Origin of the sequence: Streptomyces sp. NPDC058371 (genome assembly GCF_042723265.1) — a bacterium.
Taxonomy (GTDB): Bacteria; Actinomycetota; Actinomycetes; order Streptomycetales; family Streptomycetaceae; genus Streptomyces.
Genome location: NZ_JBHXJC010000016.1, coordinates 160,280 through 185,142, shown reverse-complemented (window position 1 = coordinate 185,142; position 24,863 = coordinate 160,280). Strand labels below are relative to the sequence as shown.

The following is a 24,863-nucleotide window of genomic DNA, read 5'->3' as shown; positions in this document are numbered from 1 at the left end:
GGCCCGTCAGGAGAAGCCACGCGTGGACGCACCGGACGACGCACCCCCCGGCACCTCCGAAGCCCTCGCCCTGCTGCACGAACTGGGCGCCGAGAAGATCGACCACCCCGGCGGCACCCTGCTGGCGCATCTGGTGCGCGTACGCGAGCGGCTGGCCCGCTGGCAGGCACGCCCCGCCCTCCAACTCGCCGGACTGTGCCACGCCTTCTACAGCACCGACGGCTTCGCGACCGCGCTGCTGCCCATCGGGCGCCGGGCCGACCTGCGGGCCGTCATCGGCACCGAGGCCGAGGAACTGGTCCACTTCTACGCGAGCTGCGACCGCACGGCCTCCTACCCGACCCTCGGTGACCCGGCGCCGTCCTTCCACGACCGCTTCACGGACACCACGTCGTCCCCCACCCGCCAGCAGCTCCGGGACTTCGCCGAACTCACCGTCGCCAACGAACTGGACCTGGTCGACCAGAACCCCTCCTGGAAGGCCCACGGCGGCGCGGACCTCCTCCCCCTGTTCACCCGCTTCCGCCCACTCCTGACCGTCGAGGCATGGCAGGACTGCGAGGCGACGCTGACGTGAGGGGGCGAGAACACCACGTCTCCAGGAGTGGTGGGAAGTCCCCGAGTTCGACGACCCGCACCTGGGCGGAGCGGCCGTCCGCCCGGCCGAGGAGAGTGAGCAAGGACGCCGAGGCGGGACCAGCCGATAGCTGAACGGTCATTCGTCCAATGCGCTGGCCAGGTACTCCTGCACGGGCCCGAACGGGCCTTTCGGAACCAACTCACCGAGCTCGTCACTGCCGACCCAGACGACCTCGGAGACTTCTCGGGCACTACTGGGCGCGGCTGTCCCTGAGACAAGCCTGCACGCCACGTACACCAAGCACCGACCGGTGTCGGGATGAATCCGCTCGCCCAGCACGCCCGCGGCCTCGACGACGACCCCGGTTTCCTCCCGGGCTTCCCGCACTGCCGCGTCCTCTGCGGTCTCACCGGGCTCGACCTTGCCGCCTGGGAACACCCACGCCAGGGAGTCCTCAGCGACCGCACGCCGGGCAAGGAGGACTCGCCCGGCGTTCACGATCACGGCCAGGGCTACAAGTTGGTCGGGCCGGTCATCCATGCTGCGATTCTTGCTCAGCGCTTCCAGCACCCCCAGCTTGTTGCCATGACGCCACTGGCCGACGGCTACAGGGCGTTGCTCCGCTCGCCGTGCAGCCGGCAAGTCGAGTAGTACGCCAGGCACGACGTGCCCCACCACAGCCCCCTTCCATTCGACTGGTCGACTGGGCGGATGCCATGGTCGCGGAGACCCGGCGCGAACTCTTCGGGCAGCCGGGCGCCCTCTACGAGTGCGCCAAGCAAACAACCCAGGGACATGAAGCGATCTCAACCGAAGAGGGGGTGCCGACCGGCGCCGCGGACCTCGGCTCAGGCGCGGGCCTGGATGATCAGCGTGCCTACCATGCGCGGGCCGGGCGGCGCGGCCAGCATCAGCGTGCGCACATCCGTGTAGCCGTGCTCCTTCAGCAACTGCTCCCACACGTCCGTTTCGAAGTCCCAGCGCTTCACGACGAGAGGGTCCTCGTCCGGTCCGCACGGGATGTACGAGGCCTGGCAGCCGTAGCAGCCCTCAACAGCCGGCCGCTGCGAGAACCCGAGCACGCCCCCCGGGCGAAGACGCCCGCGGATGGCGGGCAGGAGGACGGCTGGATCGGTGAACCACAGGGCTCCGTACACCGAGTACACGGCGTCGTACACGTCCGCTGAGCCCCGCAGGAAGGCGACAGCCTCCGCCTGATGGAAGGCCAAGCCGTCGATGCTGTGCCAGCGTTCCTCAGCCGCACGAAGCTGCTTCGGTGAGATGTCGATGCCGACGCTGTCCATGCCCAGCGCCGCCAGGTGCGCGGCGTTGCCGCCCTTCCCACACCCGAGGTCGAGGACGCGGCCGCGCTCGCCGACCGAGAGGCCGAGCACCTCGGCGCCCGGCCCGTGGTCTGGGTACTGGGTCCAGTTGAACCACGTCCTGTCGCCCCGGGAGTTGACCGCCCGGCGCTCAGGCCGCTGGGCGGAGTAGGTGTCCCACGCGACGCTCGCATCTGTCACGACTTGCTCCGCTCATAAGGCCGGCCGCCCGGCACCGACACCGGACGGCTGGAGTGTCTTACATGTGGTGCCGGCTGTCAGCCGCTCTTGGGACTGTCATGGCAGCCCGCATGGCACTGGTTGCAGTCGGCGGCCGAATGCCACAGCTCGGCGTCAACGGTGAATCCGGCGGCGTCGATCGCAGCCATGGTTCGCTCGCGCGCGAGCCTCGCTCCGCCGGGCACCTGCTCGTCCTCGTCGGTCGGCACGTGGTGGACGAAGCGGCCGACGATGCGCTCACAGAAGACGGCGTAGTCGACGGTGTGCAGGATGAACGCGTGCCACCCGTAGTCGACCAGTTCGCTCGGTACGAGGGGTGCGCCGCGCCGCTGGCCCGAAGCAGCGACGAATGCGGCGGCCTGGCCGACGATACGGCGTGCCGTCCCCTTGTTGAGTTCAGGGTGGGCGGTGATGACACGCCGGGTCAGCCGGTTCGCCAGTTCGGGGTTGAGCAGGGTGATCGGATCGGTGGTGCCCGCGGGACGCGCTAACGCTGTGGTCACGTCTTCCTCCTGTTGTGGACGGATGCCCCTGGTCGAGGGCGTTGACCCGCCGCTCCAGACCTGCGGGAGCAGACGGGAGTCTCAGGTGACCGGAGCCGTACCGGGCCGGCCGGAGGGGCTCTGCGGACAGCTCAGGCTCGTTGTCCGGGCTCATCGGTTCCCCGTTCCGCGGCATCGAGGGCACTCACACGGCGGAAACGCCATGTTGAAGATGACGTCGTCCGCCGCCGGGAGCGTGCCCGCGCGGATCGGTGTGCGCTTCATCGTCCGGGGGTCGACCCGGTAGACACTGATCCGCAGGCCGGGATGCATGCTCGCGCTGTCCGTATCGGTCACGGAATCAAGGTGGCGCAGTCACGCTCGGTTGCGCGGCGTCAGTTCAGGCGTCAAAGCGGCGTCATTGAGGGCGTCAATCCGGTGTCATTGAGTCGGCCCGAGGGCTACCGTGATTTGCATGGCCACTCCGAACAGCGCGCTGCGAGCAGTCCGTATGGGCATGCTCCTGTCCCAAGACGACTTCGCCCGTGCCGTCCGCGAGGCGGGCGCCCGGGTCGGCATCCCCAACGACGCGAACAAGCGGCTCATCCAGCGCTGGGAATCCGGGACCACTACCTTCCCCAGGCCCGTGTACGCCCGCGCGCTGGAGGACGTCACCGGCCTGCCCATCGAGTCCCTCGGCTTCAACGGTGCCGTGGCCATGGCACGCGTCTCCGACGACGGCCGAGGCGGACACGACATGGAGCCCGGAGCGAACGGCGTCGCGCCCCCTGTGAACGCACCGCAGGCCGTACCGCAGGCCACGGGACGGAACTACTCCGGAGTCTGGCTCTCGCGCTACGAGTACTTCTCCAGCGGCCGCGACTCGGCTTTCATCGGCCTGCACCACGTGGTGGTTCTGCAGCACGGCAACCGCCTCAGCGTTCGGTCCCTGCCCAACGGATCGTCCAATCCTGACTCGCCACTGACGATGGATCTGGAAGTGGACGGACACGTAGCCACCGGTACGTGGACGGAGCAGACCGCTTCCGAGGGTTACTACCGAGGCGCCCGATACCACGGGGCGGTTCAGCTGCTCGTCGAACCGACCGGCCGCCGTATGACCGGCAAGTGGGTGGGCTTCGGCAAGGAGTTCGACATCAACACCGGTCCGTGGGAACTCGTCTTTCAGGACGCGTCGACGAACAAGGCCACCCTGCTCACCTACGACCGACCGCCCGAGGCCTGACCCCGGAAACGACGAACCGGCCCTCAAGCGCTGAGCCGGCGCCGGCGTCGCGCGACTCGGCCGCCGAGATGCGGCCCGTCACGACGGCGACCGTCCGGGCAACGGCATCCCGCCCGCCCTCGGCATACGCCACGTCGTCTCAGCCGGTCGGGGGCCTCTCCATGCCTGAGGCATGATCCCTTGCCCTCGCGCCGGCAGGGGGCCGGCCAACGATCAACGAGACCCCGAAAGCACTCGAGCCCCCACCTCAGATTGCCTCTGAGGTGGGGGCTCTCCCGTAGACCCTGTGGGACTCGAACCCACAACCAATGGATTAAAAGTCCACTGCTCTGCCAATTGAGCTAAGGGTCCACGCATCGGTCGCGCCGATGCATCCCCGAGCATAGCCGGACGCGGCCGGGACTCCGATCGGGTATCGGTGACCCGGCCGCGCCGGGGGGTCGGAATGGGTGGGGCGGTTACGGATCGACCGGTTCGGGGGCCCCCGTCCGGGCGGCCTCGCGGGCGATCGTGCGGGCGTGGTCGGGGTTGAGGAACCAGTGGCGGGCCGACGCCACCCACCAGGTCGCGGCGAAGCCGAGGACGACCAGGACCGCGATCGGGGCGTAGTTGAAGGTCTTCCAGGTGACCGGCGAGACCTGCGGCAGCATGAACAGGACCGTGATGACGACGACCCAGGTGACCGCCACGATGCCGATCGCCCGGGACCAGCGCCCCAGGTGCCAGGGCCCGCGGTCGAACGCGTCGCCCTTCCGCAGCCGCAGCAGCGTCGGGATGACGTACGCGATGTAGAGCCCGATGACGGCGATCGACGTGACGGCCGCGTACGCCGTCACATTGATCAGGTACGGCAGCCCGAGCACCAACGCCCCCAGCGCCGCCAGCCACACCGCCGCCACCGGCGTCCGCGTGTGGGGGTTCACCGTGTGCCACACCTGCGAGAACGGCAGCGCGCCGTCCCGCGAAAAGGCGTAGATCATACGGCTGTTGGCGGTGACCGACGCCATCCCGCAGAAGAGCTGGGCCCCGATCACGACCAGCAGCAGGAGCTTGCCCGCCGTCGCACCGAGCGCGTCGAGCAGGATCTGCGCGGGCGGCGCCCCCGTCGCCGAGCCCAGCTCCTTGTCGTACGACTGGATGGCGAAGGTGAAGCCGAGGAGCAGCACGAAGCCCGCTATCCACGACGTCCAGATGGACTGCACGATGCCCTTCGGCCCCGCCGTCGACGCGTCGTGCGTCTCCTCGGTCATATGGGCCGAGGCGTCGTACCCGGTGAAGGTGTACTGCGCCATCAGCAGTCCGACGAGCACCACGTACACGCCGCTGCCCCAGCCGGTGTTGTTCACGAACTCCGTGAACACGAAGGACGTCGACTGATGGTGGTCCGGTACGAAGGTGAGCGCACCGACGATCACCACGACGCCCACCACGTGCCACCAGACGCTGATGCTGTTGAGGAGGCCGACGATCCGGACTCCGAAGGTGTTGAGCAGCCCGTGCAGGACGAGGATCGCGGCGAAGAGCAGCACGGTGCGGCCCGGCGTCACCTCGAAGTCGAACTGCAGGTTCAGATAGGCCCCGAGGAACGAGGCCGCGCCGAAGTCGATGCCGGCGGTCACCGCCACCTGCCCGAGGACGTTGAACCAGCCCGTGAACCACGCCCAGGCGGCGGCCGTACGGGGTGGGGCCAGGCGATGGGCCCAGAAGTAGAGACCGGCCGATGTCGGATAGGCCGAACAGATCTCGGCCATCGCGAGCCCGACGAACAGCGTCATCAGTCCGACCGCGACCCAGCCCCAGGTGATCACGGCGGGACCGCCGGTGTTCATGCCGAACAGATACATCGTCAGACAGCCCGACAGGACCGAGATGATCGTGAAGGAGACCGCGTAGTTGGAGAACGCCGACATGCGGCGGGCGAGAACCTGCGTATAGCCGAGCTGGGCAAGCCGTTCTTCGTCCGACAGCCCACTCGCCTTGGCGTCTTCTGTCATGCCCCCAGCGATTCCCTCGCCGGGAGCATGACATGCGCCAACTCAGGGACCAGGTTGGCCAAAAAGCATCGTGACCCCCACCCGAACCGGATGGGGGCCACGCTGCTGCACTACTTCACTGCTTCACCGACGGTCAGCCGTTGCGCTTCCAGCGGGGCTTCTCGTCACGGCGGCCGAAGGAACCGGTGCCGGTGCCACGGTGGTCGTCACGACGGCCGTACGGGCGGTCGTGGCTGCCGGCGCGGAAACCGCTGGAGGGACGGTTGTCCTGGCGGTCGCGGTTGAAGGGACGGTCGCTGCCCCGGTGACCGCTACGCTCGTCGCGGCGCTCGAAGGGACGGCCACCACGGTCGTTGTCGCGGCGGACCCCACCACGGTCACCACCGTTGTTGTCACGACGCTCGAACGTACGACCACCACGGTCACCATCGCGACGCTCGTCACGACGGAAACCACCACGGTCACCACCGTTGTTGTCACGACGCTCGAACGTACGACCACCACGGTCACCATCGCGACGCTCGTCACGACGGAAACCACCACGGTCACCACCGTTGTTGTCACGACGCTCGAACGTACGACCACCACGGTCACCGTCACGACGCTCGTCACGACGGAAGCCGCCACGGTCACCACGGTCGTTGTTGTCACGACGCTCGAAGGAACGGCCACCGCGGTCGTTGTTGTCACGACGGTCACGGTCGAAGCCGCCACGGTCACCGCGGTCGCGGCGCTCGTAGTTGCCCCGGTCGTCACGACGCTGACGCGACGCGTCGTACGAGGACGAACGCTCGGCGGGCTGCTCGGCCGCGGCGGCGGCCTCAGCGGTCGCCTCCGCGACGATCTGCTCCGCGGCGGCGGCGACGGCCGCCTCCGGGTCGTCGCCACGCTCGCGCGCGGCACGGGCGATGAGGCGGTCGGCCTCCTCGCGCAGCTCGGACGCACGACGCTGCGCGCGCTCCAGCTGCTTGGTGAGGTCCTTGAGGTCACGCTCGGCGGCCTGCGCGGCGTCGGCCGCCGACTGGGCCTGCACCTCGGTCATCGACCGGGCGCCGGTGATCTCGGCGACCTCGGGCTCGAAGGCCGTACCGGAGTTGATGATGTGACGCGTGGCGTCGACGCCCGCGTCCTCCATCAGCCGGAAGATCTGCCGACGCTGGTGCGGCAGCGACAGCGACACGACGGTGCCGGAGCGGCCGGCGCGAGCGGTACGCCCCGAGCGGTGCAGGTAGTCCTTGTGGTCCCCGGCCGGGTCCACGTTCAGCACCAGGTCGATGCCGTCGACGTGAATACCGCGAGCGGCGACGTCGGTGGCGACGAGGGCGTTGACGTAGCCCTTCTTGAAGTCCTCGAGCACGCGGGTACGCGCACCCTGCGTCATACCGCCGTGCAGCGCGTCGGCCTTCACACCGGACTCGCAGAGCTGCTCGGCGATGCGGTCGGCGCCCAGCTGGGTGCGGACGAAGATGATCGTGCGGCCCTTGCGCGAGGCGATGGCCGCGGTGACCGGCGCCTTGTCCTTGGGCTTAACGATCAGGATGTGGTGCGACATGGTCGTGACGTTGCCCTGAGCGCTGTCGACCTCGTGCGTGACCGGGTTGGTCAGGTAGCGCTTGACCAGCGTGGAGATCTCGTTCTCCATCGTGGCCGAGAACAGCATGCGCTGACCGCCGCCGGGGATCTGGTCGAGCAGCTCGGTGACCTCGGGCAGGAAGCCCAGGTCGGACATCTGGTCGGCCTCGTCGAGGACGGCGACCTGGACGTTCGCCAGCGAGCAGGCGCCACGGTTGATGAGGTCGCGCAGCCGGCCCGGGGTGGCGACGAGGACGTCGACACCGCGCTCCAGGGCGTACATCTGGTTGCTCATCGACGTACCGCCGCAGACGACCTTCATCTTCAGGCCGAGCACGTCGCCGTACGGCTGCAGGGCGTCCGCGACCTGCATCGCGAGCTCACGCGTCGGCGTGAGGATGATGCCGCGGGGCTTCTTCTTCTCGGTGTGACCGCCGGACAGCTGCGTCAGCAGCGGCAGACCGAAGGAGAGGGTCTTGCCGGAGCCGGTACGGCCTCGGCCGAGGATGTCCTTGCCGGCCAGGGCGTCCGGGATGGTGGCGGCCTGGATCGGGAAGGGGCTGGTCACGCCGTTCTGCGCGAGCTTGCGGACGACACCTTCGGGGAGACCGAGGTCACTGAAGGAGATCTCGGGAGCGGACTCCACGGTCTCCTCAACCTCGACGATCTCGACGACCTCATCAGCGTTCTCGGGCACGACGAAGTGATCAGTACTGGAAACAGACATGCGAAATGCGAACCTTCCGGAGTTCTTCGGCACGCGCCCAAACTCCGTGAAGTCGCAATCGACCGCCTCTATGCGGTCCGGCCACGGCAAGGGAGAGTACGCGCCACGCGGCGCTCTCTGCGTTGGCGCCGGGCAATGGGATCAAACGATCTACCACCATACGCACCCCCCACCCCCAAAGGCAAACCGCCCCCCATTTCCCCAGGCCAGAGCCCTCCAGCCCCTCCAAAACAACCCCGCCCGGGGCCCCACCGAGTGCCGCCGCAACCCACACGCACCCGCAGCCGCGAACCGGCCGAACGGGCCGCGTCGGGAACCGCCCTGGCGCGCACCCGCAGTCGCCCACGCACCGAAGGGGCCGTGCCGGTACATCAAATGCCCGTCGCCATGCGTGAGGACGGGCAAGCGAGCGCCCCCAGAAGACAGCACAGCCGGTAGGGCGACGGGCGGATGTACCGGCACGGACCCGACCCACCCACCGGCGTGACGCGACGCGAGGCAAGACGAACCAGCACCCACCCCCCGCCGGACGGCGACCCACCCACCGCCGGACAGCGACCCACCCACCCACCGGCACCAGACGACCGACACCCACCGGCACAAAGCGAACGACCCCACTCAAGGCGCCCCGCCAGATCAGGCGCTCCCGCCAGAGAACGGCGCACCCGCCCGAGGCGCCGGCTCCCGCTCCACCAACTGCGTGCTCTGCTCATGCGCCGACGACGAAGGCTCCGCGGACGGATCGGACGACGGCGGCGAGGACTCCGGAGGCGTCGGCTCGGCCGCCGTACCCGTGGAACTCGGCTCACCCTTCGTGGGCGCCGGCGGCGACGGCCTGCCCCCGCCCCCGCTGCTGCCACCGCCGGCAGCGCCACCCTTCCCGTCCTTGGACGTGGCCTCGGCGGAGGGCTTCGCGCCCCCGTCCCGCCCCCCGGCCCCCGAAGCGGACGCGGAAGCCGACGCGGACTCCCCCGGCCGGGCCGAACCCCCGCTCTCGCCACCGCCGGCCCGGAACCCCACGCCCCCGCCGGTCACCGCCGACCCGCCCTCGGGTCCTTCCCCACCGCGCTGCCCCGCGGAGTGCGAGGGCCCGGGCCTGTTCCCGTCGTCGCCGACGCTCATACAGCCGGCGGCCGCGGCGACGGCGACGACCGCGGCGGCCAGACGGACGGATACGTACAAGGCGCGCACGGGCAGCCACCTCCGAGGGCGGATCGGGGAGTCCCATGCCCAACTCCCGGCGCCCGCAAGAAGACACGCGCCCCCACCCGCGAACCACCGGAACCAAGCCACCCGGAGCCCACCCCGGCGCCCGCACGAACCCGGCGCAACCATCCCCAACCGGCACCGCGCGACCGAGCATCACCGACCCCGGCGCACCGCACACCACAGAACCGGCACCCGGCGCACCACACCGCTAAACCGGCACAACCGGCATAACCGGCGCCAACTGCCCTGGACCGCTAAACCGTCACCCGTACCCCAGCGCATGCAACCGCGCATCGTCGATCCCGAAATGGTGAGCGATCTCATGCACCACGGTCACCTCGGTCTCCGCGACCACGTCATCCCGCGATGCGCACATCCGCAGCGTCGGCCCCCGGTAGATCGTGATCCGGTCCGGCAGCACCCCGGCGTACCACTCCCCGCGGTCGGTGAGCGGCGTCCCCTCGTAGAGCCCGAGCAGCTCGGGATCCTCGGCGGGCGGTTCGTCCTCGACGAACACCGCCACGTTGTCCATCAGCCGGGTCAGCTCCGGCGGAATCCGGTCCAACGCCTCGGCGACCAGTTCCTCGAACTCCTCGCGCGTCATCTCCAGCACACGCCCATTGTCCGGCACGACCGCCCCGTACGAGAGTCGGCGGCCCACCGCATATCCGTCTCCGCACCTGGGCATACGGGACCAATGGCCCGCGACCCCGCCGCAGCCCTGCACCGCATGCGAAACATCGCCCGTACGGCACCCCGCGCCCTGACCCGGCACTACCGCGCCCGCCGCCCGCGCCCGGTGGTCGAACTGGTCCAGCAACCGCACCCGTACACCCGGGCCCTCGGCCTGATAGCCGTGGTGCTGCTCGGCGCCTGGCTGGGCCTGCTGATCGTCGGCAACGTCCGCGCGCCGGTCGGCCCGATGAACACCACGATGACGCTCCGCCCGTCCCTGACCGGCGGCACGAAGATCAACATCTCCCCGCTCGGCGCCCTGGAGCTGCGCAGCCATCAGGCCCCGATCCGCCTTGACGTGGACGTCGACCAGCTGGACCCGGTCCGCTCCCAGGCCCTGGTCGACCACCCGGAGCGGCTGTCCGGACTGCAGGACGAGGTCGCGCGGGACGTGGAGCACGGCACCCTCGACCTGGCCGTACGCTCCTGCATCGCGGTCGTCTCGGGCGCCACCGCGCTCGGCCTGGCGGTCTACCGCCGCCCCCGCCGGGCCCTCGCGGCCGGCGGCCTGGCGCTGGCCCTGCTGGCGGCCTGCGGGGCCACCGCGTTCGCCACCTGGAACCCGAAGTCGGTCCTGGAACCGAAGTTCTCCGGGCTGCTCTCCTCGGCGCCGTCCCTCGTCGGCGACGCCCGCAACATCGTGACCGAATTCGATGTCTACCAGAAGGAGTTGGCGCGCCTGGTGACGAACGTGACGAAGCTGTACGACGTCACGTCGACGCTCCCGGCGTACGAGCCGGACCCGGCCACGATCCGGGTGCTGCATGTGTCCGACATCCATCTGAACCCGGCGAGCTGGAAGATCATCGCGTCGCTCGTGAAGCAGTACGACATCGATGTGATCGTCGACTCCGGCGACACGATGGACCACGGAAGTGCCGCGGAGAACGGCTTCCTCGACCCGATCCCGGACCTCGGCGCCCCCTACGTCTGGGTGCGCGGCAATCACGACAGCCGCCTCACCCAGGACTACCTGGAGCGCATGAAGAACGTGCACGTACTGGACGACGGAAAGGCCGTGTCGGTGGCCGGCCTGCGTTTCGCGGGCATCGGGGATCCGCAATTCACCCCGGACCGCGCGGTGCAGGCTGCGGGCGACCCGGCGGAGCGGCTGGCCGGCCTGCGGCTGGCGTCGGCCCTCGTCGACCAGCGGAACGCGGGCGCTCCGGTCGACATCGCGATCGCCCACAACCCGGTCGCGGCCCGGCAGACGGACGGCGACGTGCCCCTCGCGCTGGCGGGTCACGTCCACCACGAGGACACGGAGGTCATGAAGTACGGCACGCGGCTGCGTATCGAGGGCTCGACGGGCGGCAGCGGTCTGCGCGCGGTGGAGGGCAAGTACCCGGACCCGATCGAGGCCTCGATCCTCTATCTGGACCGTGACACCCGCCATCTCCAGGCCTGGGACGAGATCAAGCTGGGTGGCCTGGGCCTGACAACGGCCGAGGTCAGCCGCCACCTTCCGGCGGAGAACCAGCCGGGTGCCCCCCAGTCCCCCAGCCCCACGCCGAGCACTCCCACTCCCACCGGCGGCACCCCGTGACCCCCGCGGCCGGCACCTCTGACCCCCTCGGAACCGCTCTCCCAGGGCAGGCGGAACGGTTCCGTAAACCGTTTTGGCGATACCTCCCGCCATCCCATATGCTTCTCACGTCCCCGACGCGCTGAGAAGCGCCCAGGCGGGCCGATAGCCCTCATCGTCTAGCGGCCTAGGACGCCGCCCTTTCAAGGCGGTAGCACGGGTTCGAATCCCGTTGGGGGCACGCAAAGCCGTGTGCGACACTGTTTCACGCATGTCGCGCACAACAGCAAGGTCCTGTGGAGCAGTTTGGAGTGCTCGCCACCCTGTCAAGGTGGAGGCCGCGGGTTCAAATCCCGTCAGGACCGCTGAGGTTCCGCAAGGAATCTCGTGGCTGGGTAGCTCAGTTGGTACGAGCGATCGCCTGAAAAGCGATAGGTCGCCGGTTCGATCCCGGCCCCAGCCACACCTCATGAAAACCCCTTCCGGGTGACCGGAGGGGGTTTTTGTCGCTCAGGGGGTGTTGGGCGCCACGCCACCGGGGCCGCGTCGGTCAGTGCGCCGCGTGCGCCGGCTCGGCCGTCCGGCCGCCGGGGTGCCGGTGGCGCCAGAACCAGAAGACCGCGCAGGACAGCAGGGTCCAGGCCGCCAGCACCAGGAACGGGAACGCGTGCTGGTGACCGGCGAAGTACACCGCCGTGTGCTGGGCGTTGACCGATCCGCCCGGCGGCAGCCAGCGGCCGATGAGGCCCAGCACGGACGGCAGCAGCGGCCAGGAGACCGCGCCGCCGGATGACGGGTTGCCGAGGAGCACCATCAGCCCCCAGGTCGGAATCATCGCCCAGCGCCCGAAGAGGGTGTTGAACATGGTGAAGACCATGCCGGAGGTGAACATGGTCAGGGCGAGGATCAGCCAGGACTCCACGAACGGCAGATCCAGCGCCCCCAGCAGCCAGTCCACCACCGCCGCGATCACGAACCCCCCGAGCAGGGAGTACGCGGCCGTGAACCCGATGCGCTCCAGCGGAGTCAGCGCCTTCGCGTGCACACTCAGCTGGATCGCGCCGACGAATCCGATGACCACGGCCGCCAGCGAGATGTAGAAGATCGCGAGGCCCCGCGGGTCCCCCTTCTGCAGGGGCTTGATGTCCCGGACGGTGACCGCCACCCCCGTCTCCTTGCCGACGGCCGGCCCGGCCTCCTCCAGCAGTTCCGCGACCGACGCGCCGGACGCCCCGGAGACATCGAGCGTGACGGCGCGGCCGTCCTCCCGCGTCTCGAGGATCGCGAACACCTTCTGCTCGTCCACCGCTTCGACGGCCGCCGCCCTGCTGCCGTAGGTGTGGATCTTCAGCGAGGCGTCGAGCGCCTTCTCCATGCCGGCCAGGAAGGCTTTGCCCTTCGCCCGGTCGTACGAGCCCACCACCGCCGTCGGCACATGGTGCGGCGTCGGGTTCGCCATGGCGTACGTGTACGAGCCCGCGAAGAGGCCCGCCGCGGCGGCGATGATCAGCAGCAGCACGGTCGCGGGCAGGAACGGTGACTCCCTGAAGGACGCCCACCGGTCACCACGGGTGGGCGGCTTGCCATGGGCACCGTGCGGCATCTCGGACATACGGCCACGCTAAAGCCGTACAAGGGATATTTCTCAGCGGGAAGCGCGGCCGGAGCAGCGGCGCGGACGAGGCCTCAGCAGGCACAACCGCCCCGGCTGCCACCCGCGGGCGCAAAAGCGTTCGCCAGTCATTTCGCCGAGGTGAGATCCTGGGCCCCGTATGTCTACGCATCCTGCCCCCGTACTCGGCGATCTCGCCGCCCGCCTGACCGAGCTGTCCCTGCGCGACGCGCACCGGCTCGGGCGCAGGCTCGAAGGCGCGCGCAAGATCCGCAAGCCCGAGGCCCGGTCCGCCGTGCTCGCCGAGATCGAGGCGGAAGCGACCAGGGCCGAGTCCCGCATGGCCGAGCGGCGCACCCGTGTGCCGGCCATCACCTATCCCGAACAGCTCCCGGTCAGCCAGAAGAAGGACGACATCGCCGCGGCCATCCGCGATCACCAGGTCGTGATCGTCGCGGGTGAGACCGGGTCCGGCAAGACCACCCAGATCCCCAAGATCTGCATGGAACTGGGCCGTGGCGTCCGCGGCATGATCGGACACACCCAGCCCCGCCGGATCGCCGCCCGCACCGTCGCCGAGCGCGTCGCCGAGGAGCTGGACACCCCGCTCGGCGAGGCCGTCGGCTGGAAGGTCCGCTTCACCGACCAGGTGAACCCGGACGGCACCTTCGTCAAGCTGATGACGGACGGCATCCTGCTCGCCGAGATCCAGACGGACCGCGAGCTGCGCGCCTACGACACGATCATCATCGACGAGGCCCACGAGCGGTCGCTGAACATCGACTTCCTGCTGGGCTACCTCGCGCAGCTCCTCCCCAAGCGCCCGGACCTCAAGGTCGTCATCACCTCCGCGACCATCGACCCCGAGCGCTTCTCCCGGCACTTCGGCGACGCGCCGATCGTCGAGGTCAGCGGGCGGACGTACCCCGTCGAGGTCCGTTACCGCCCGCTCCTCGAAGAGGAGGGTGACGACTCCGACCGCGACCAGATCACCGCGATCTGCGACGCCGTCGAGGAGCTCCAGGGCGAGGGCAAGGGCGACATCCTCGTCTTCCTCTCGGGCGAGCGCGAGATCCGCGACACCGCGGACGCGCTGACCAAGAAGAACTATCGCTTCACGGAAGTCCTCCCCCTCTACGCCCGGCTCTCGCACGCCGAGCAGCACCGCGTCTTCCAGCAGCACACCGGGCGCAGGATCGTTCTGGCAACCAACGTCGCCGAGACCTCGCTCACCGTCCCGGGCATCAAGTACGTCATCGACCCGGGCAACGCCCGTATCTCCCGCTACAGCCACCGCACCAAGGTCCAGCGGCTGCCCATCGAGCCGGTCTCGCAGGCCAGCGCCAACCAGCGCAAGGGCCGCTGCGGCCGTACGAGCGACGGCATCTGCATCCGCCTCTACAGCGAGGACGACTTCCTCGCCCGCCCCGAGTACACGGACGCGGAGATCCTCCGTACGAACCTCGCCTCCGTCATCCTCCAGATGACCGCGGCCGGGCTCGGCGACATCGAGAAGTTCCCCTTCATCGACCCGCCGGACCACCGCAACATCCGCGACGGCGTCCAACTCCTCCAAGAACTGGGCGCGTTGGACCCGAGCGAGAAGGACGTACGCAAGCGGCTCACCGAAACCGGCCGCAAGCTGGCCCAGCTGCCCGTCGACCCCCGTCTCGCCCGCATGGTGCTGGAGGCCGACAAGAACGGCTGTGTGCGCGAGGTCATGGTGATCGCCGCCGCGCTGTCCATCCAGGACCCGCGCGAGCGCCCGGCCGAGAAGCAGGCGCAGGCCGACCAGCAGCACGCCCGCTTCAGGGACGAGACGTCCGACTTCCTCGCGTACCTCAATCTCTGGCGGTACGTCCGCGAGCAGCAGAAGGAGCGCGGCTCGTCCTCGTTCCGGCGCATGTGCAAGCAGGAGTACCTGAACTTCCTGCGCATCCGCGAGTGGCAGGACATCTACAGCCAGCTGCGCACGGTCGCCAAGCAGATGGGCATCCATCCGAAGGAGGAGGACGCGGCCGACCAGAGCGTCCATGTCTCGCTGCTCGCCGGCCTGCTCTCCCACGTCGGCATGAAGGACGTGAAGGAGACCGGCGGCGAGAGCGGCAGGAGCACGGGCAAGAACGAGTATCTGGGTGCCCGCAACGCCAAGTTCGCGATCTTCCCGGGCTCGGCCCTCTTCAAGAAGCCCCCGCGTTTCGTGATGTCCGCCGAGCTGGTGGAGACCTCGCGCCTGTGGGCCCGGGTCAACGCGAAGATCGAGCCCGAATGGGTCGAGCCGCTCGCCGGGCATCTCCTCAAGCGCACCTACAGCGAGCCGCACTGGGAGAAGGACCAGGCCGCGGTGATGGCGTACGAGAAGGTGACGCTGTACGGCGTCCCGATCGTCGCCCAGCGGAAGGTGAACTACGGGCGGATCGACCCGGAGGCGAGCCGCGAGCTGTTCATTCGCAACGCGCTCGTCGAGGGCGACTGGCGCACGCACCACAAGTTCTTCGCCGACAACCGCCGGCTCCTCACCGAGGTCGAGGAGCTGGAGCACCGGGCCCGGCGCCGGGACATCCTGGTCGACGACGAGACGCTCTTCGACTTCTACGACCAGCGGGTGCCCGAACACGTGGTGTCCGGCGCGCACTTCGACTCCTGGTGGAAGCACAAGCGTCATGAGGAGCCCGAATTCCTCGACTTCGAGCGCTCGATGCTCATCAACGAGCGTGCCGGCGACGTCAGCAAGGACGACTACCCGGACTCCTGGCGCCAGGGGGCCCTCAAGTTCCGTGTCACCTACCAGTTCGAGCCGGGCGCGGACGCGGACGGCGTGACCGTCCACATCCCGCTCCAGGTCCTCAACCAGGTGACGGACGAGGGCTTCGACTGGCAGATCCCGGGGCTGCGCGAAGAGGTCGTCACGGAGCTCATCCGCTCCCTCCCGAAACCGATCCGCCGCAACTACGTGCCCGCCCCGAACTTCGCCCAGAAGTTCCTGGAGCGCGCGGTACCCCTCCAGGAGCCGCTGACCCTGACCATGGCGCGTGAGCTGAAGCGCATGGTCGGCGTCCCGCTCACGGCCGACGACTTCGACTGGTCGCGCGTCCCGGAACACCTGAAGATCACCTTCCGGATCGTCGACGAGCGGCGTCGCAACGTCGCCGAGGACAAGGACCTGGAGGCGCTCAAGCTCCAGCTGAAGCCGAAGGCGCGCAAGGCGATCTCGCAGGCCGCGGCGGCGACGGCGGAGCGCGAGGGCGGCGAGTCCCTGGAGCGCAAGGGCCTCACCGACTGGTCGATCGGCTCCCTCACCCGCATCTTCGAGACGCGGCGCGCGGGCCAGCCGGTCAAGGCCTACCCGGCGCTCGTGGACGACGGCGACACCGTCTCCGTACGGCTCTTCGACACGGAGGCCGAGCAGCAGCAGGCCATGTGGAAGGGCACCCGGCGCCTGATCCTGCGCAACATCCCGGTGAACCCGGGCAAGTTCGCCTCGGACAAGCTCACGAACGCCCAGAAGATCGCCCTGTCCGCGAACCCGCACGGCACCGTCCAGGCGCTCTTCGACGACTGCGCGACAGCCGCCGCGGACAAGCTGATCGCGGACTTCGGGGGCCCGGCCTGGGACGAGGAGTCGTACCGGAAGCTGTACGAGAAGGTGCGCGCCGAGATCGTCGACACCACGGTGCGTACGGTCGGCCAGGTCCAGCAGGTCCTCGCCGCCTGGCAGGCCTGTGAGCGCCGGCTGAAGGGCGTCAAGAGCCCCACGCTGCTGGCGAACCTCACGGACGTGCGCAAGCAGCTGGACGCCCTCGTGAAGCCCGGCTTCGTCACGGAGACCGGCTTGCGCCGCCTGCCGGACCTGATGCGCTACCTGGTCGCCGCCGACCGCCGGCTCCAGCAGATGCCGACGAACGTCCAGCGGGACACCTCGCGCATGGAGAAGGTCCACGAGATGCAGGACGAGTACGCGTGGCTCCTGGAGCAGATGCCAATGGGCCGGCCGGTCCCCCAGCAGGTCCTGGACATCCGCTGGATGCTCGAGGAGCTCCGCGTCAGCTATTTCGCCCACGCGCTCGGCACGGCGTACCCGGTCTCCGACAAGCGCATCGTGAAGGCGATCGACGCGGCGGTGCCGTAACCGGCCCGGCACGATGGGTGAGTTCGACCGCCGGGCCCACCCTCCTGTACAGTCTCTTCTCGCAGCACAGCGCACAAATGGTGACTGCGAGACCAGGTCCTGTGGAGCAGTTTGGAGTGCTCGCCACCCTGTCAAGGTGGAGGCCGCGGGTTCAAATCCCGTCAGGACCGCAGTAACGAAGAGCCCCGCATCCGGCAACGGAGCGGGGCTCTTCCCGTCCCACCCCCCAACCACCCCCGCCTCCCCACCGAGCCGGAGGCCGCGCCCACGGCGCAGCCGCAATCAAACACAGCACATCCCGTCAGGACCGCAGCAAAGAAGGGCCCCGCATCCTCCCGGCTGCGGGGCCCTTCCGCATGGAGCGCCCGCCCCGCGCATCTTGACGTCGCCGCCGTCGGCCGGTACCCAGAAAACAGGGCCCTCGACCTCCCGGAGGTGGCGTATGGCGACGACCGCCAGGCACGAGACGCGAGCCCTGCTCCGCGCCCACCTGTCGGCCGCCTCCGGCTATCGCCACCTGACGCGCCACTGCCCGATCTGCCACCAGCTCCTGCGCCTCGCCATGGAGCCCGGTCCGCGCGCCGTTGAGCCCGCGCCGCGCGCCGTAGACCCCGCCCCGCGCGCCGTGGAGGACCCCGAGGCACCCGCCGAGGACGAAAGTCCCGCCACGGCGTGACCAAAGCCGGGGAGAGTGGTGCCGCGCCCGGTGGAAAGCTGGACGTAGCGACCCGGCCCGAACACGCGTCCCCTTTAGCGCAGTTGCCTCATGAGTAACAAGGTACCCGGCGTGTGATGGGTGTCACCGCATAAGTTTTTGAAACCCTGGTACTTACGCCCCACCTACAACTAGTCAATTTAATATGTGCAATTGCACCACTCCCAGAGGACTCCCACAGGAGATCCCACAGCCCTCCCCAGACTCCGACAAGGACGCTCACAGTCGAGCCGAACCGGTCCACTCGGCGCCCAACTCGGTCAGAAGCGGGACGGAACCGGTGGGCAAGCAGTCCCGAATCAGGGCATAAAAAAGATCGCGCTGGACCCGGCGGAGTCCAGCGCGATCTACGACGCACCCTTGTCGCGTGCTTGTGAAGCTTGGGCGTGGGCTCTGTTGGGGCAGAACCCGCGTCGCTTGGAGCTTGTGTCCGGGCGTCCTGGCAGGTTGGGGTACTTACCGATATGCCCGGCTATGCAGTTGTTCAGGCTTCGCTGCGCTGCTGCGGGATGCCCGCGAGCAGAGCACGGACCTCCGCTTCGCGATAGCGGCGATGCCCGCCGAGCGTGCGGATCGACGTGAGCTTGCCGGCCTTCGCCCACCGCGTGACCGTCTTGGGGTCGACGCGGAACATCGTGGCGACCTCAGCCGGGGTCAGCAGCGGCTCGGCATCAGGGGTGCGAGCGGTCATGAGCGGCCTCCTCGGGAGAACCGAACCTTCTCGGTTCTTTCCTCTAAATTCTGCACCTTGACCCGCGTTGCCCGAAATGGTCAGCGCGGGTCGAGTCGGTTATAGGACGAACGGCTTGTCCTCGGCACTACAACTACACCATCCGTCCAGCCGCGTAGGCCAAACCGATGGAATTGCCCTCCCAGGTGTTCATCAGCGACGGAAGCCGATGGACCATGCCATAGCGGACAGTCACGCCGCTGTGACGATCAGTCACAGGGCGATCAGGAGTCATCAGACCCCCCATAGCGTGCAATGCTGAGATTCCGCCCATACACGGACGGACGGAGCCCTCCCCGGACTCCTTGTCCTATTTTGGCACGAGGGGGGGCAAGCGGCGCAAGGGGCGAGTAAGTGCGTTCCATCACGCTTGCGACAAAAGCCCGGATCAGGACCTACGTCCCGTACGGCGAAAGACCGGGGTACGTCGGGCGGGAACTGGGCGCCCTGCGTCAACCCTGGGCCAAGGGTCGCCAGTCCACCACGACCACGCGTCCCTGTCAGCCCCTCACAGGGACGATCGCGTCAGTTCGCCGACTGCCGGTCCCGGACCGAACGCCAGCGCTCCACAAGGCGGCCGTACGCCTCACCCGCGGCAACTCCGTCACCGGTGCGCAGCGCCTCGATGCCCTCGGCGACGTCGGCCGCCGAGTGGTCCCCTTCCAGCTCCGCAGCCGGCAGGACGTGCACCAGGCCGCCGTAGTCCAGCTCCACGAGCGAGCGCGGGTGGAACTCCTCCAGCCACCGCCCCACGTCCAACAGGCCGTCGATCAGCGGCCCTTCCTCGATGGTGTCCTTGAGCGTCTTCAGGGCGCGCGCCACCCGGCGCCGCGCCTGCACCATCGGCGTCCGGTAGCGCAGCACCGGCCCGTCCCCGTCCGGCTCCCCCGCCCCCTTGCCGTACTCCCGCTCCTCGTCGGAGACCAGGACGAACCAGTTCAGCGGCACCTGCCAGGTCGAGGTGCGGATCCACGGACGGGCGTCGGGGTTGCGGGTCAGCCAGCGCTCGTAGTCCTGGGTGGCCTGGCGGCGTACGAGCGGGGGCAGCAGCGCGTCCAGGACCGGCGCCGGAAACTCCTCGGCCAGCTCGCCCAGGGCCTGCCAGCCGCGCAGCCTGGTCCGCCAGGGACAGACGCAGAGCACGCCGTCGACCTCCACGACGAAGGCGTCACCGCTCTCGTGCACCGGCACGGGGATCGGCGGGGTCGGCAGCAAATCGGCGAGGGAGCGACGCAGTTCGTCCTGGTACGAGGGGCGCTCGGCCCGCCGGGCGTAGCGCGCCCAGTGGCCGCGCTCCGGCTCCGGGAAGGCCGCCAGCGGCTCGTACACACGCAGATAGGACGCGTACGGGATGATCACCGCGGACACCTTGGGCACCCCTGCTCCCTCCCCAACGGACCGGACGTGAAACCCGAGCGCGAACCGGCGCAACCTGCGCACAAGCGACCGGGAAAACACTGCAAATCGTCCCACGGACCGACCGGAACGTACTCCGGGAGAGGGTGATCCTGAACACTGCGTCGGTGGCGGCCGGGCCCAGGCTCTAATCTCGTGCCCAACGGGAGCCCGCCACCCGCACGGGCACCGCCGTCAACCGCCGCTACGTACCTGGGAGTCACCACCGTGACCGACGTAACCAACGGCGTCCTGCACACCCTCTTCCACTCGGATCAGGGGGGTCATGAGCAAGTCGTGCTCTGCCAGGACCGGGCCACTGGCCTCAAGGCCGTCATCGCCATCCACTCCACCGCTCTGGGCCCCGCCCTGGGCGGTACGCGCTTCTACCCGTACGCGACCGAGGAGCAGGCCGTCGCCGACGCGCTGAACCTCGCGCGCGGGATGTCGTACAAGAACGCCATGGCCGGTCTCGACCACGGCGGCGGCAAGGCCGTGATCATCGGCGACCCCGAGCTGATCAAGACCGAGGAACTCCTCCTCGCGTACGGACGGTTCGTGGCCTCCCTCGGCGGGCGGTACGTCACCGCGTGCGACGTCGGTACGTATGTCGCCGACATGGACGTGGTGGCGCGCGAGTGCCGCTGGACGACCGGGCGCTCGCCCGAGAACGGCGGCGCGGGCGACTCGTCCGTGCTGACCGCCTTCGGCGTCTACCAGGGCATGCGGGCCAGCGCCCAGCACCTGTGGGGCGACCCGACGCTACGCGGCCGCACGGTCGGCATCGCGGGCGTCGGCAAGGTCGGGCACCACCTCGTCGAGCACCTGCTCGACGACGGCGCCGACGTCGTGATCACGGATGTACGGGAGGAGGCGGTGGGCCGCATCCTGCACCGTCACCCCGCGGTCCGCGCCGTGGCCGACACCGAGGCGCTGATCCGCGTCGAGGGCCTCGACATCTACGCCCCCTGCGCGCTGGGCGGTGCACTGAACGACGACTCTGTTCCGGTGCTCACCGCGAAGGTCGTGTGCGGCGCGGCCAACAACCAACTGGCGCACCCGGGCGTGGAGAAGGACCTCGCGGACCGCGGGATCCTCTACGCCCCGGACTACGTCGTCAACGCGGGCGGTGTCATCCAGGTCGCCGACGAGCTGCACGGCTTCGACTTCGACCGGTGCAAGGCGAAGGCCGCGAAGATCTTCGACACCACGCTGGGAATATTCGCACGTGCGAAGGCGGACGGGATTCCGCCGGCCGCGGCGGCCGACCGGATCGCCGAACAGCGGATGGCCGAGGCACGCCGACCCTGACCGCGGACCCCGTTGTCAGGGACCCGCCGACGGACACTTGGAGAGAACTCTCACTTTCGTCGGCGGGTCGTGCGCCAAGAAGAGGTTAAAATCGCGGTTGACCAGCGAGGACAGGGCACCTCGCGGGTCGTGGGCGAAGGCGCGTGCTGCGGGCGACGTACCGTATGGGCGTGGGCTCAGGTACCGTGGATGCCCTACGGACCGGTCTCTCCACGGAGAGCCCGTTCCAGATCATGAACGCGTGTCAAGACTCTGGGGCCATCGAGCCCCGTATCCGAGGGGGTCGAGCCATGGGGCGCGGCCGGGCAAAGGCCAAGCAGACGAAGGTCGCCCGCCAGCTGAAGTACAGCAGCGGCGGGACTGACCTCTCGCGCCTGGCCAATGAGCTGGGCGCTTCGACTTCGAGCCAGCCGCCGAATGGCGAGCCGTTCGAGGACGACGACGAGGAAGACGACCCGTACGCCCAGTACGCGGATCTCTACAACGACGACGATGAGGACGAGGACGACCAATCAGGTCCTCAGTCTCAACGTCGCGGCGCGTAGCGCTCGCAGCGGGCTCAGCAGGTTCCACGGTTCTCGTAGAACTCGCAGCACTGCACCTCACCCGGTCCGGGGCCTCAGCGCCGGACCGGGTTTCGTGCTGCCCTACGGGGCTCAGTTCGCGTAGTCGCCCACGAGCGCCGCACCCGTCGGGTGCTCGCCACGGTCGGTGATCTCGCCGGCGATCCAGGCGTCCACGCCGCGGTCGGCAAGGGTGGCGAGCGCGACGTCCGCCGACTCCTCCGGGACGATCGCCATCATGCCGACGCCCATGTTCAGCGTCTTCTCCAGCTCCAGGCGCTCGACGTCACCGGTCCTGCCGACGAGGTCGAAGACCGGGGCCGGGGTCCAGGTCTCGCGGTCGACGATCGCGTGCAGCCCGTCCGGGATGACGCGGGCCAGGTTGGCCGCCAGTCCTCCGCCGGTGATGTGCGAGAACGCGTGCACCTCGGTGGTGCGGGTGAGCGCCAGACAGTCCAGCGAGTAGATCTTGGTGGGCTCCAGGAGCTCCTCGCCGAGCGTGCGGCCGAACTCCTCCACGTGCTGGTCCAGTCGGAGGTTCGCCCGGTCGAAGAGCACGTGCCGGACGAGTGAGTACCCGTTCGAGTGAAGTCCCGAGGCGGCCATCGCGATCACCGCGTCACCCGTACGGATACGATCCGGGCCGAGCAGCTGGTCGGCCTCGACCACGCCCGTACCGGCGCCTGCGACGTCGAAGTCGTCCGGACCCAGCAGACCCGGGTGTTCGGCCGTCTCGCCGCCCACCAGGGCGCAGCCGGCGAGGACACAGCCCTCGGCGATGCCCTTGACGATCGCGGCGACGCGCTCCGGGTGGACCTTGCCGACGCAGATGTAGTCGGTCATGAAGAGCGGTTCGGCCCCGCACACCACGATGTCGTCCATGACCATCGCGACCAGGTCGTGGCCGATGGTGTCGTACACGCCGAGCTGCCGGGCGAGGTCGACCTTCGTCCCCACGCCGTCCGTGGCGGAGGCGAGCAGCGGACGCTCGAAGCGCTTGAGGGCGGAGGCGTCGAAGAGGCCGGCGAAGCCGCCGAGGCCGCCGAGGACCTCGGGGCGCTGCGTCTTCTTCACCCACTCCTTCATCAGCTCTACGGCGCGGTCGCCCGCTTCGATGTCGACGCCGGCAGCCGCGTAGGAGGCACCGGTACGAGGGCTCTCAGACATTGCCTGGGATCTTTCGGGTTGGTTGGTACGAGGCTTACGGGCGACGGATGGCGTCAGCCGCGGCCGTGGCTGCGGGACCCGCGGCCAGCTCGGTCTCCAGAAGCTGCTTGCCCAGCAGTTCCGGGTCGGGGAGATCCATCGGGTACTCGCCGTCGAAGCAGGCGCGGCACAGGTTCGGCTTGTCGATGGTCGTGGCGTCGATCATGCCGTCGATGGAGATGTACGAGAGGGAGTCGGCGCCCAGGGACGTGCCGATCTCCTCGATGGTCATGCCGTTGGCGATCAGCTCGGCGCGGGTCGCGAAGTCGATGCCGAAGAAGCAGGGCCACTTCACGGGCGGCGAGGAGATCCGGATGTGGACCTCGGCGGCACCCGCCTCACGGAGCATCCGGACCAGGGCGCGCTGGGTGTTGCCGCGCACGATCGAGTCGTCGACGACGACCAGCCGCTTGCCCTTGATGACTTCCTTGAGCGGATTCAGCTTCAGCCGGATACCGAGCTGGCGGATCGTCTGTGAAGGCTGGATGAAGGTCCGGCCGACGTACGCGTTCTTCACCAGGCCGGCGCCGAACGGAATGCCGGAGGCCTCCGCGTAACCGATCGCCGCGGGCGTCCCCGACTCCGGGGTCGCTATGACCAGATCGGCCTCTGCGGGAGCTTCTTTGGCGAGCCGACGGCCCATCTCGACACGCGAGAGATACACGTTCCGGCCGGCGATGTCGGTGTCCGGGCGGGCCAGATAGACGTACTCGAAAATACAGCCCTTGGGCTTTGCCTCAGCGAATCGCGACGTACGGAGGCCGTTCTCGTCGATGGCGACGAACTCGCCCGGCTCGATCTCACGGACGTAGGCGGCGCCGCAGATGTCGAGGGCGGCGGACTCGGAGGCGACGACCCAGCCGCGCTCCAGGCGGCCGAGGACCAGCGGGCGGATGCCCTGCGGGTCGCGGGCCGCGTACAGGGTGTGCTCGTCCATGAAGACGAGCGAGAAAGCGCCCTTGACCTGCGGAAGGATCTTGGTGGAAGCCTCTTCGATGGTCAGCGGCTTGCCGTCGTCGTCCACCTGGGCGGCGAGGAGCGCCGTCAGCAGGTCGGTGTCGTTGGTGGCCGCCACGCGTGTGGTGCGGCCGTCCTGCTTCGGGAGGTCGGCGACCATCTCGGCGAGCTGCGCCGTGTTGACCAGGTTGCCGTTGTGGCCGAGCGCGATGGAGCCGTGCGCGGTGGCACGGAACGTCGGCTGGGCGTTCTCCCAGACGGAGGCGCCGGTGGTCGAGTAGCGGGCGTGACCGACCGCGATATGACCCTGGAGCGAACCGAGAGAGGTCTCGTCGAAGACCTGGGACACGAGGCCCATGTCCTTGAAGACGAGGATCTGGGAGCCATTGCTGACCGCGATCCCCGCGGATTCCTGACCTCGATGCTGTAGGGCGTAGAGCCCGAAGTAAGTGAGCTTGGCGACCTCTTCGCCCGGAGCCCAGACACCGAAGACGCCGCAAGCGTCCTGGGGGCCTTTCTCACCGGGGAGCAGATCATGATTGAGTCGACCGTCACCACGTGGCACGCCACCGAGTGTAGGCGAGATCGACCACTGGTCCGAATTGGGGATGCC

Annotated in this window: 18 protein-coding genes and 5 tRNA genes; 11 read left to right on the top strand and 12 right to left on the bottom strand. The window is 69.0% G+C overall.

Annotated features, from left to right (window positions below; genetic code table 11):
• The first annotated feature begins 22 nt into the window (after positions 1 to 22).
• Positions 23 to 577, top strand: a complete 555-nt coding sequence (locus tag ACFWM2_RS34375) for a DUF6817 domain-containing protein (protein ID WP_383288086.1) — start codon at positions 23 to 25, stop codon at positions 575 to 577.
• Between the two features lie 138 nt (positions 578 to 715).
• On the opposite strand, the gene ACFWM2_RS34370 is transcribed toward ACFWM2_RS34375, so the two are convergent.
• The 3 genes from ACFWM2_RS34370 to ACFWM2_RS34360 form a co-directional block, all read right to left on the bottom strand.
• Positions 716 to 1,255, bottom strand: coding sequence for an NUDIX domain-containing protein (locus tag ACFWM2_RS34370; RefSeq protein ID WP_383288083.1), 540 nt, complete (start codon positions 1,253 to 1,255; stop codon positions 716 to 718).
• 173 nt (positions 1,256 to 1,428) lie between these two features.
• Positions 1,429 to 2,103, bottom strand: a complete 675-nt coding sequence (locus ACFWM2_RS34365; RefSeq protein ID WP_383288080.1) for a class I SAM-dependent methyltransferase — start codon at positions 2,101 to 2,103, stop codon at positions 1,429 to 1,431.
• Between the two features lie 77 nt (positions 2,104 to 2,180).
• A complete protein-coding gene (locus ACFWM2_RS34360) occupies positions 2,181 to 2,645 on the bottom strand; it encodes a glycine-rich domain-containing protein (RefSeq protein WP_383288077.1) in 465 nt (154 codons plus the stop codon).
• Positions 2,646 to 3,099: 454 nt separating this feature from the next.
• Between ACFWM2_RS34360 and ACFWM2_RS34355 the strand changes: the two genes are divergently transcribed.
• A complete protein-coding gene (locus ACFWM2_RS34355; protein ID WP_383288074.1) occupies positions 3,100 to 3,870 on the top strand; it encodes an XRE family transcriptional regulator in 771 nt (256 codons plus the stop codon).
• Between the two features lie 278 nt (positions 3,871 to 4,148).
• On the opposite strand, the gene ACFWM2_RS34350 is transcribed toward ACFWM2_RS34355, so the two are convergent.
• From ACFWM2_RS34350 to ACFWM2_RS34335, 4 genes are all read right to left on the bottom strand, one after another.
• Positions 4,149 to 4,221: transfer RNA gene (locus ACFWM2_RS34350), tRNA-Lys, on the bottom strand.
• 107 nt (positions 4,222 to 4,328) lie between these two features.
• Positions 4,329 to 5,864 (bottom strand): amino acid permease, encoded by a 1,536-nt coding sequence (locus ACFWM2_RS34345; RefSeq protein ID WP_383288071.1) that lies wholly within the window; start codon positions 5,862 to 5,864, stop codon positions 4,329 to 4,331.
• 133 nt (positions 5,865 to 5,997) lie between these two features.
• On the bottom strand, positions 5,998 to 8,163 hold the full coding sequence (locus ACFWM2_RS34340; protein ID WP_383288068.1) for a DEAD/DEAH box helicase: 2,166 nt from the start codon (positions 8,161 to 8,163) through the stop codon (positions 5,998 to 6,000).
• Positions 8,164 to 9,634: 1,471 nt separating this feature from the next.
• Positions 9,635 to 9,985 (bottom strand): metallopeptidase family protein, encoded by a 351-nt coding sequence (locus ACFWM2_RS34335; RefSeq protein WP_383288065.1) that lies wholly within the window; start codon positions 9,983 to 9,985, stop codon positions 9,635 to 9,637.
• 84 nt (positions 9,986 to 10,069) lie between these two features.
• Here ACFWM2_RS34335 and ACFWM2_RS34330 point away from each other — a divergent pair, with 84 nt between their 5' ends.
• From ACFWM2_RS34330 to ACFWM2_RS34315, 4 genes are all read left to right on the top strand, one after another.
• Positions 10,070 to 11,653 carry a metallophosphoesterase gene (locus ACFWM2_RS34330; protein ID WP_383288063.1) on the top strand — a complete coding sequence of 528 codons (1,584 nt, stop codon included), beginning with the start codon at positions 10,070 to 10,072 and terminating at the stop codon, positions 11,651 to 11,653.
• 147 nt (positions 11,654 to 11,800) lie between these two features.
• Positions 11,801 to 11,873: transfer RNA gene (locus tag ACFWM2_RS34325), tRNA-Glu, on the top strand.
• A gap of 49 nt (positions 11,874 to 11,922) precedes the next feature.
• Positions 11,923 to 11,997, top strand: a tRNA-Asp gene (locus ACFWM2_RS34320).
• Positions 11,998 to 12,021: 24 nt separating this feature from the next.
• Positions 12,022 to 12,095: transfer RNA gene (locus ACFWM2_RS34315), tRNA-Phe, on the top strand.
• 87 nt (positions 12,096 to 12,182) lie between these two features.
• Here the strand turns inward: ACFWM2_RS34315 and ACFWM2_RS34310 are convergent.
• Positions 12,183 to 13,235 carry an ABC transporter permease gene (locus ACFWM2_RS34310; protein ID WP_383288179.1) on the bottom strand — a complete coding sequence of 351 codons (1,053 nt, stop codon included), beginning with the start codon at positions 13,233 to 13,235 and terminating at the stop codon, positions 12,183 to 12,185.
• Positions 13,236 to 13,404: 169 nt separating this feature from the next.
• Between ACFWM2_RS34310 and hrpA the strand changes: the two genes are divergently transcribed.
• From hrpA to ACFWM2_RS34295, 3 genes are all read left to right on the top strand, one after another.
• Positions 13,405 to 17,373 carry an ATP-dependent RNA helicase HrpA gene (gene hrpA / locus ACFWM2_RS34305; protein ID WP_383288060.1) on the top strand — a complete coding sequence of 1,323 codons (3,969 nt, stop codon included), beginning with the start codon at positions 13,405 to 13,407 and terminating at the stop codon, positions 17,371 to 17,373.
• Between the two features lie 95 nt (positions 17,374 to 17,468).
• A tRNA-Asp gene (locus tag ACFWM2_RS34300) sits at positions 17,469 to 17,543 on the top strand.
• A gap of 272 nt (positions 17,544 to 17,815) precedes the next feature.
• The gene (locus tag ACFWM2_RS34295; RefSeq protein ID WP_383288057.1) at positions 17,816 to 18,049 is read left to right on the top strand and encodes a DUF6274 family protein; all 234 of its coding nucleotides are present in this window, start codon (positions 17,816 to 17,818) and stop codon (positions 18,047 to 18,049) included.
• Positions 18,050 to 18,572: 523 nt separating this feature from the next.
• On the opposite strand, the gene bldC is transcribed toward ACFWM2_RS34295, so the two are convergent.
• Both bldC and ACFWM2_RS34285 read right to left on the bottom strand, forming a co-directional pair.
• The gene (gene bldC, locus ACFWM2_RS34290) at positions 18,573 to 18,779 is read right to left on the bottom strand and encodes a developmental transcriptional regulator BldC (RefSeq protein ID WP_003949541.1); all 207 of its coding nucleotides are present in this window, start codon (positions 18,777 to 18,779) and stop codon (positions 18,573 to 18,575) included.
• A gap of 564 nt (positions 18,780 to 19,343) precedes the next feature.
• Positions 19,344 to 20,195, bottom strand: coding sequence for a hypothetical protein (locus ACFWM2_RS34285; protein ID WP_383288054.1), 852 nt, complete (start codon positions 20,193 to 20,195; stop codon positions 19,344 to 19,346).
• Between the two features lie 246 nt (positions 20,196 to 20,441).
• Between ACFWM2_RS34285 and ACFWM2_RS34280 the strand changes: the two genes are divergently transcribed.
• Both ACFWM2_RS34280 and ACFWM2_RS34275 read left to right on the top strand, forming a co-directional pair.
• A complete protein-coding gene (locus tag ACFWM2_RS34280) occupies positions 20,442 to 21,524 on the top strand; it encodes a Leu/Phe/Val dehydrogenase (protein ID WP_383288051.1) in 1,083 nt (360 codons plus the stop codon).
• A 290-nt stretch (positions 21,525 to 21,814) separates the two neighbouring features.
• Positions 21,815 to 22,069 (top strand): DUF3073 domain-containing protein, encoded by a 255-nt coding sequence (locus tag ACFWM2_RS34275; protein WP_037615441.1) that lies wholly within the window; start codon positions 21,815 to 21,817, stop codon positions 22,067 to 22,069.
• Between the two features lie 111 nt (positions 22,070 to 22,180).
• Here ACFWM2_RS34275 and purM read toward each other — a convergent pair whose 3' ends face one another.
• Entirely contained in the window at positions 22,181 to 23,254 is a 1,074-nt protein-coding gene (gene purM, locus ACFWM2_RS34270; protein WP_383288049.1) for a phosphoribosylformylglycinamidine cyclo-ligase, read from the bottom strand.
• 34 nt (positions 23,255 to 23,288) lie between these two features.
• A complete protein-coding gene (gene purF, locus ACFWM2_RS34265; protein WP_383288047.1) occupies positions 23,289 to 24,815 on the bottom strand; it encodes an amidophosphoribosyltransferase in 1,527 nt (508 codons plus the stop codon).
• Between the last annotated feature and the right edge of the window lie 48 nt (positions 24,816 to 24,863).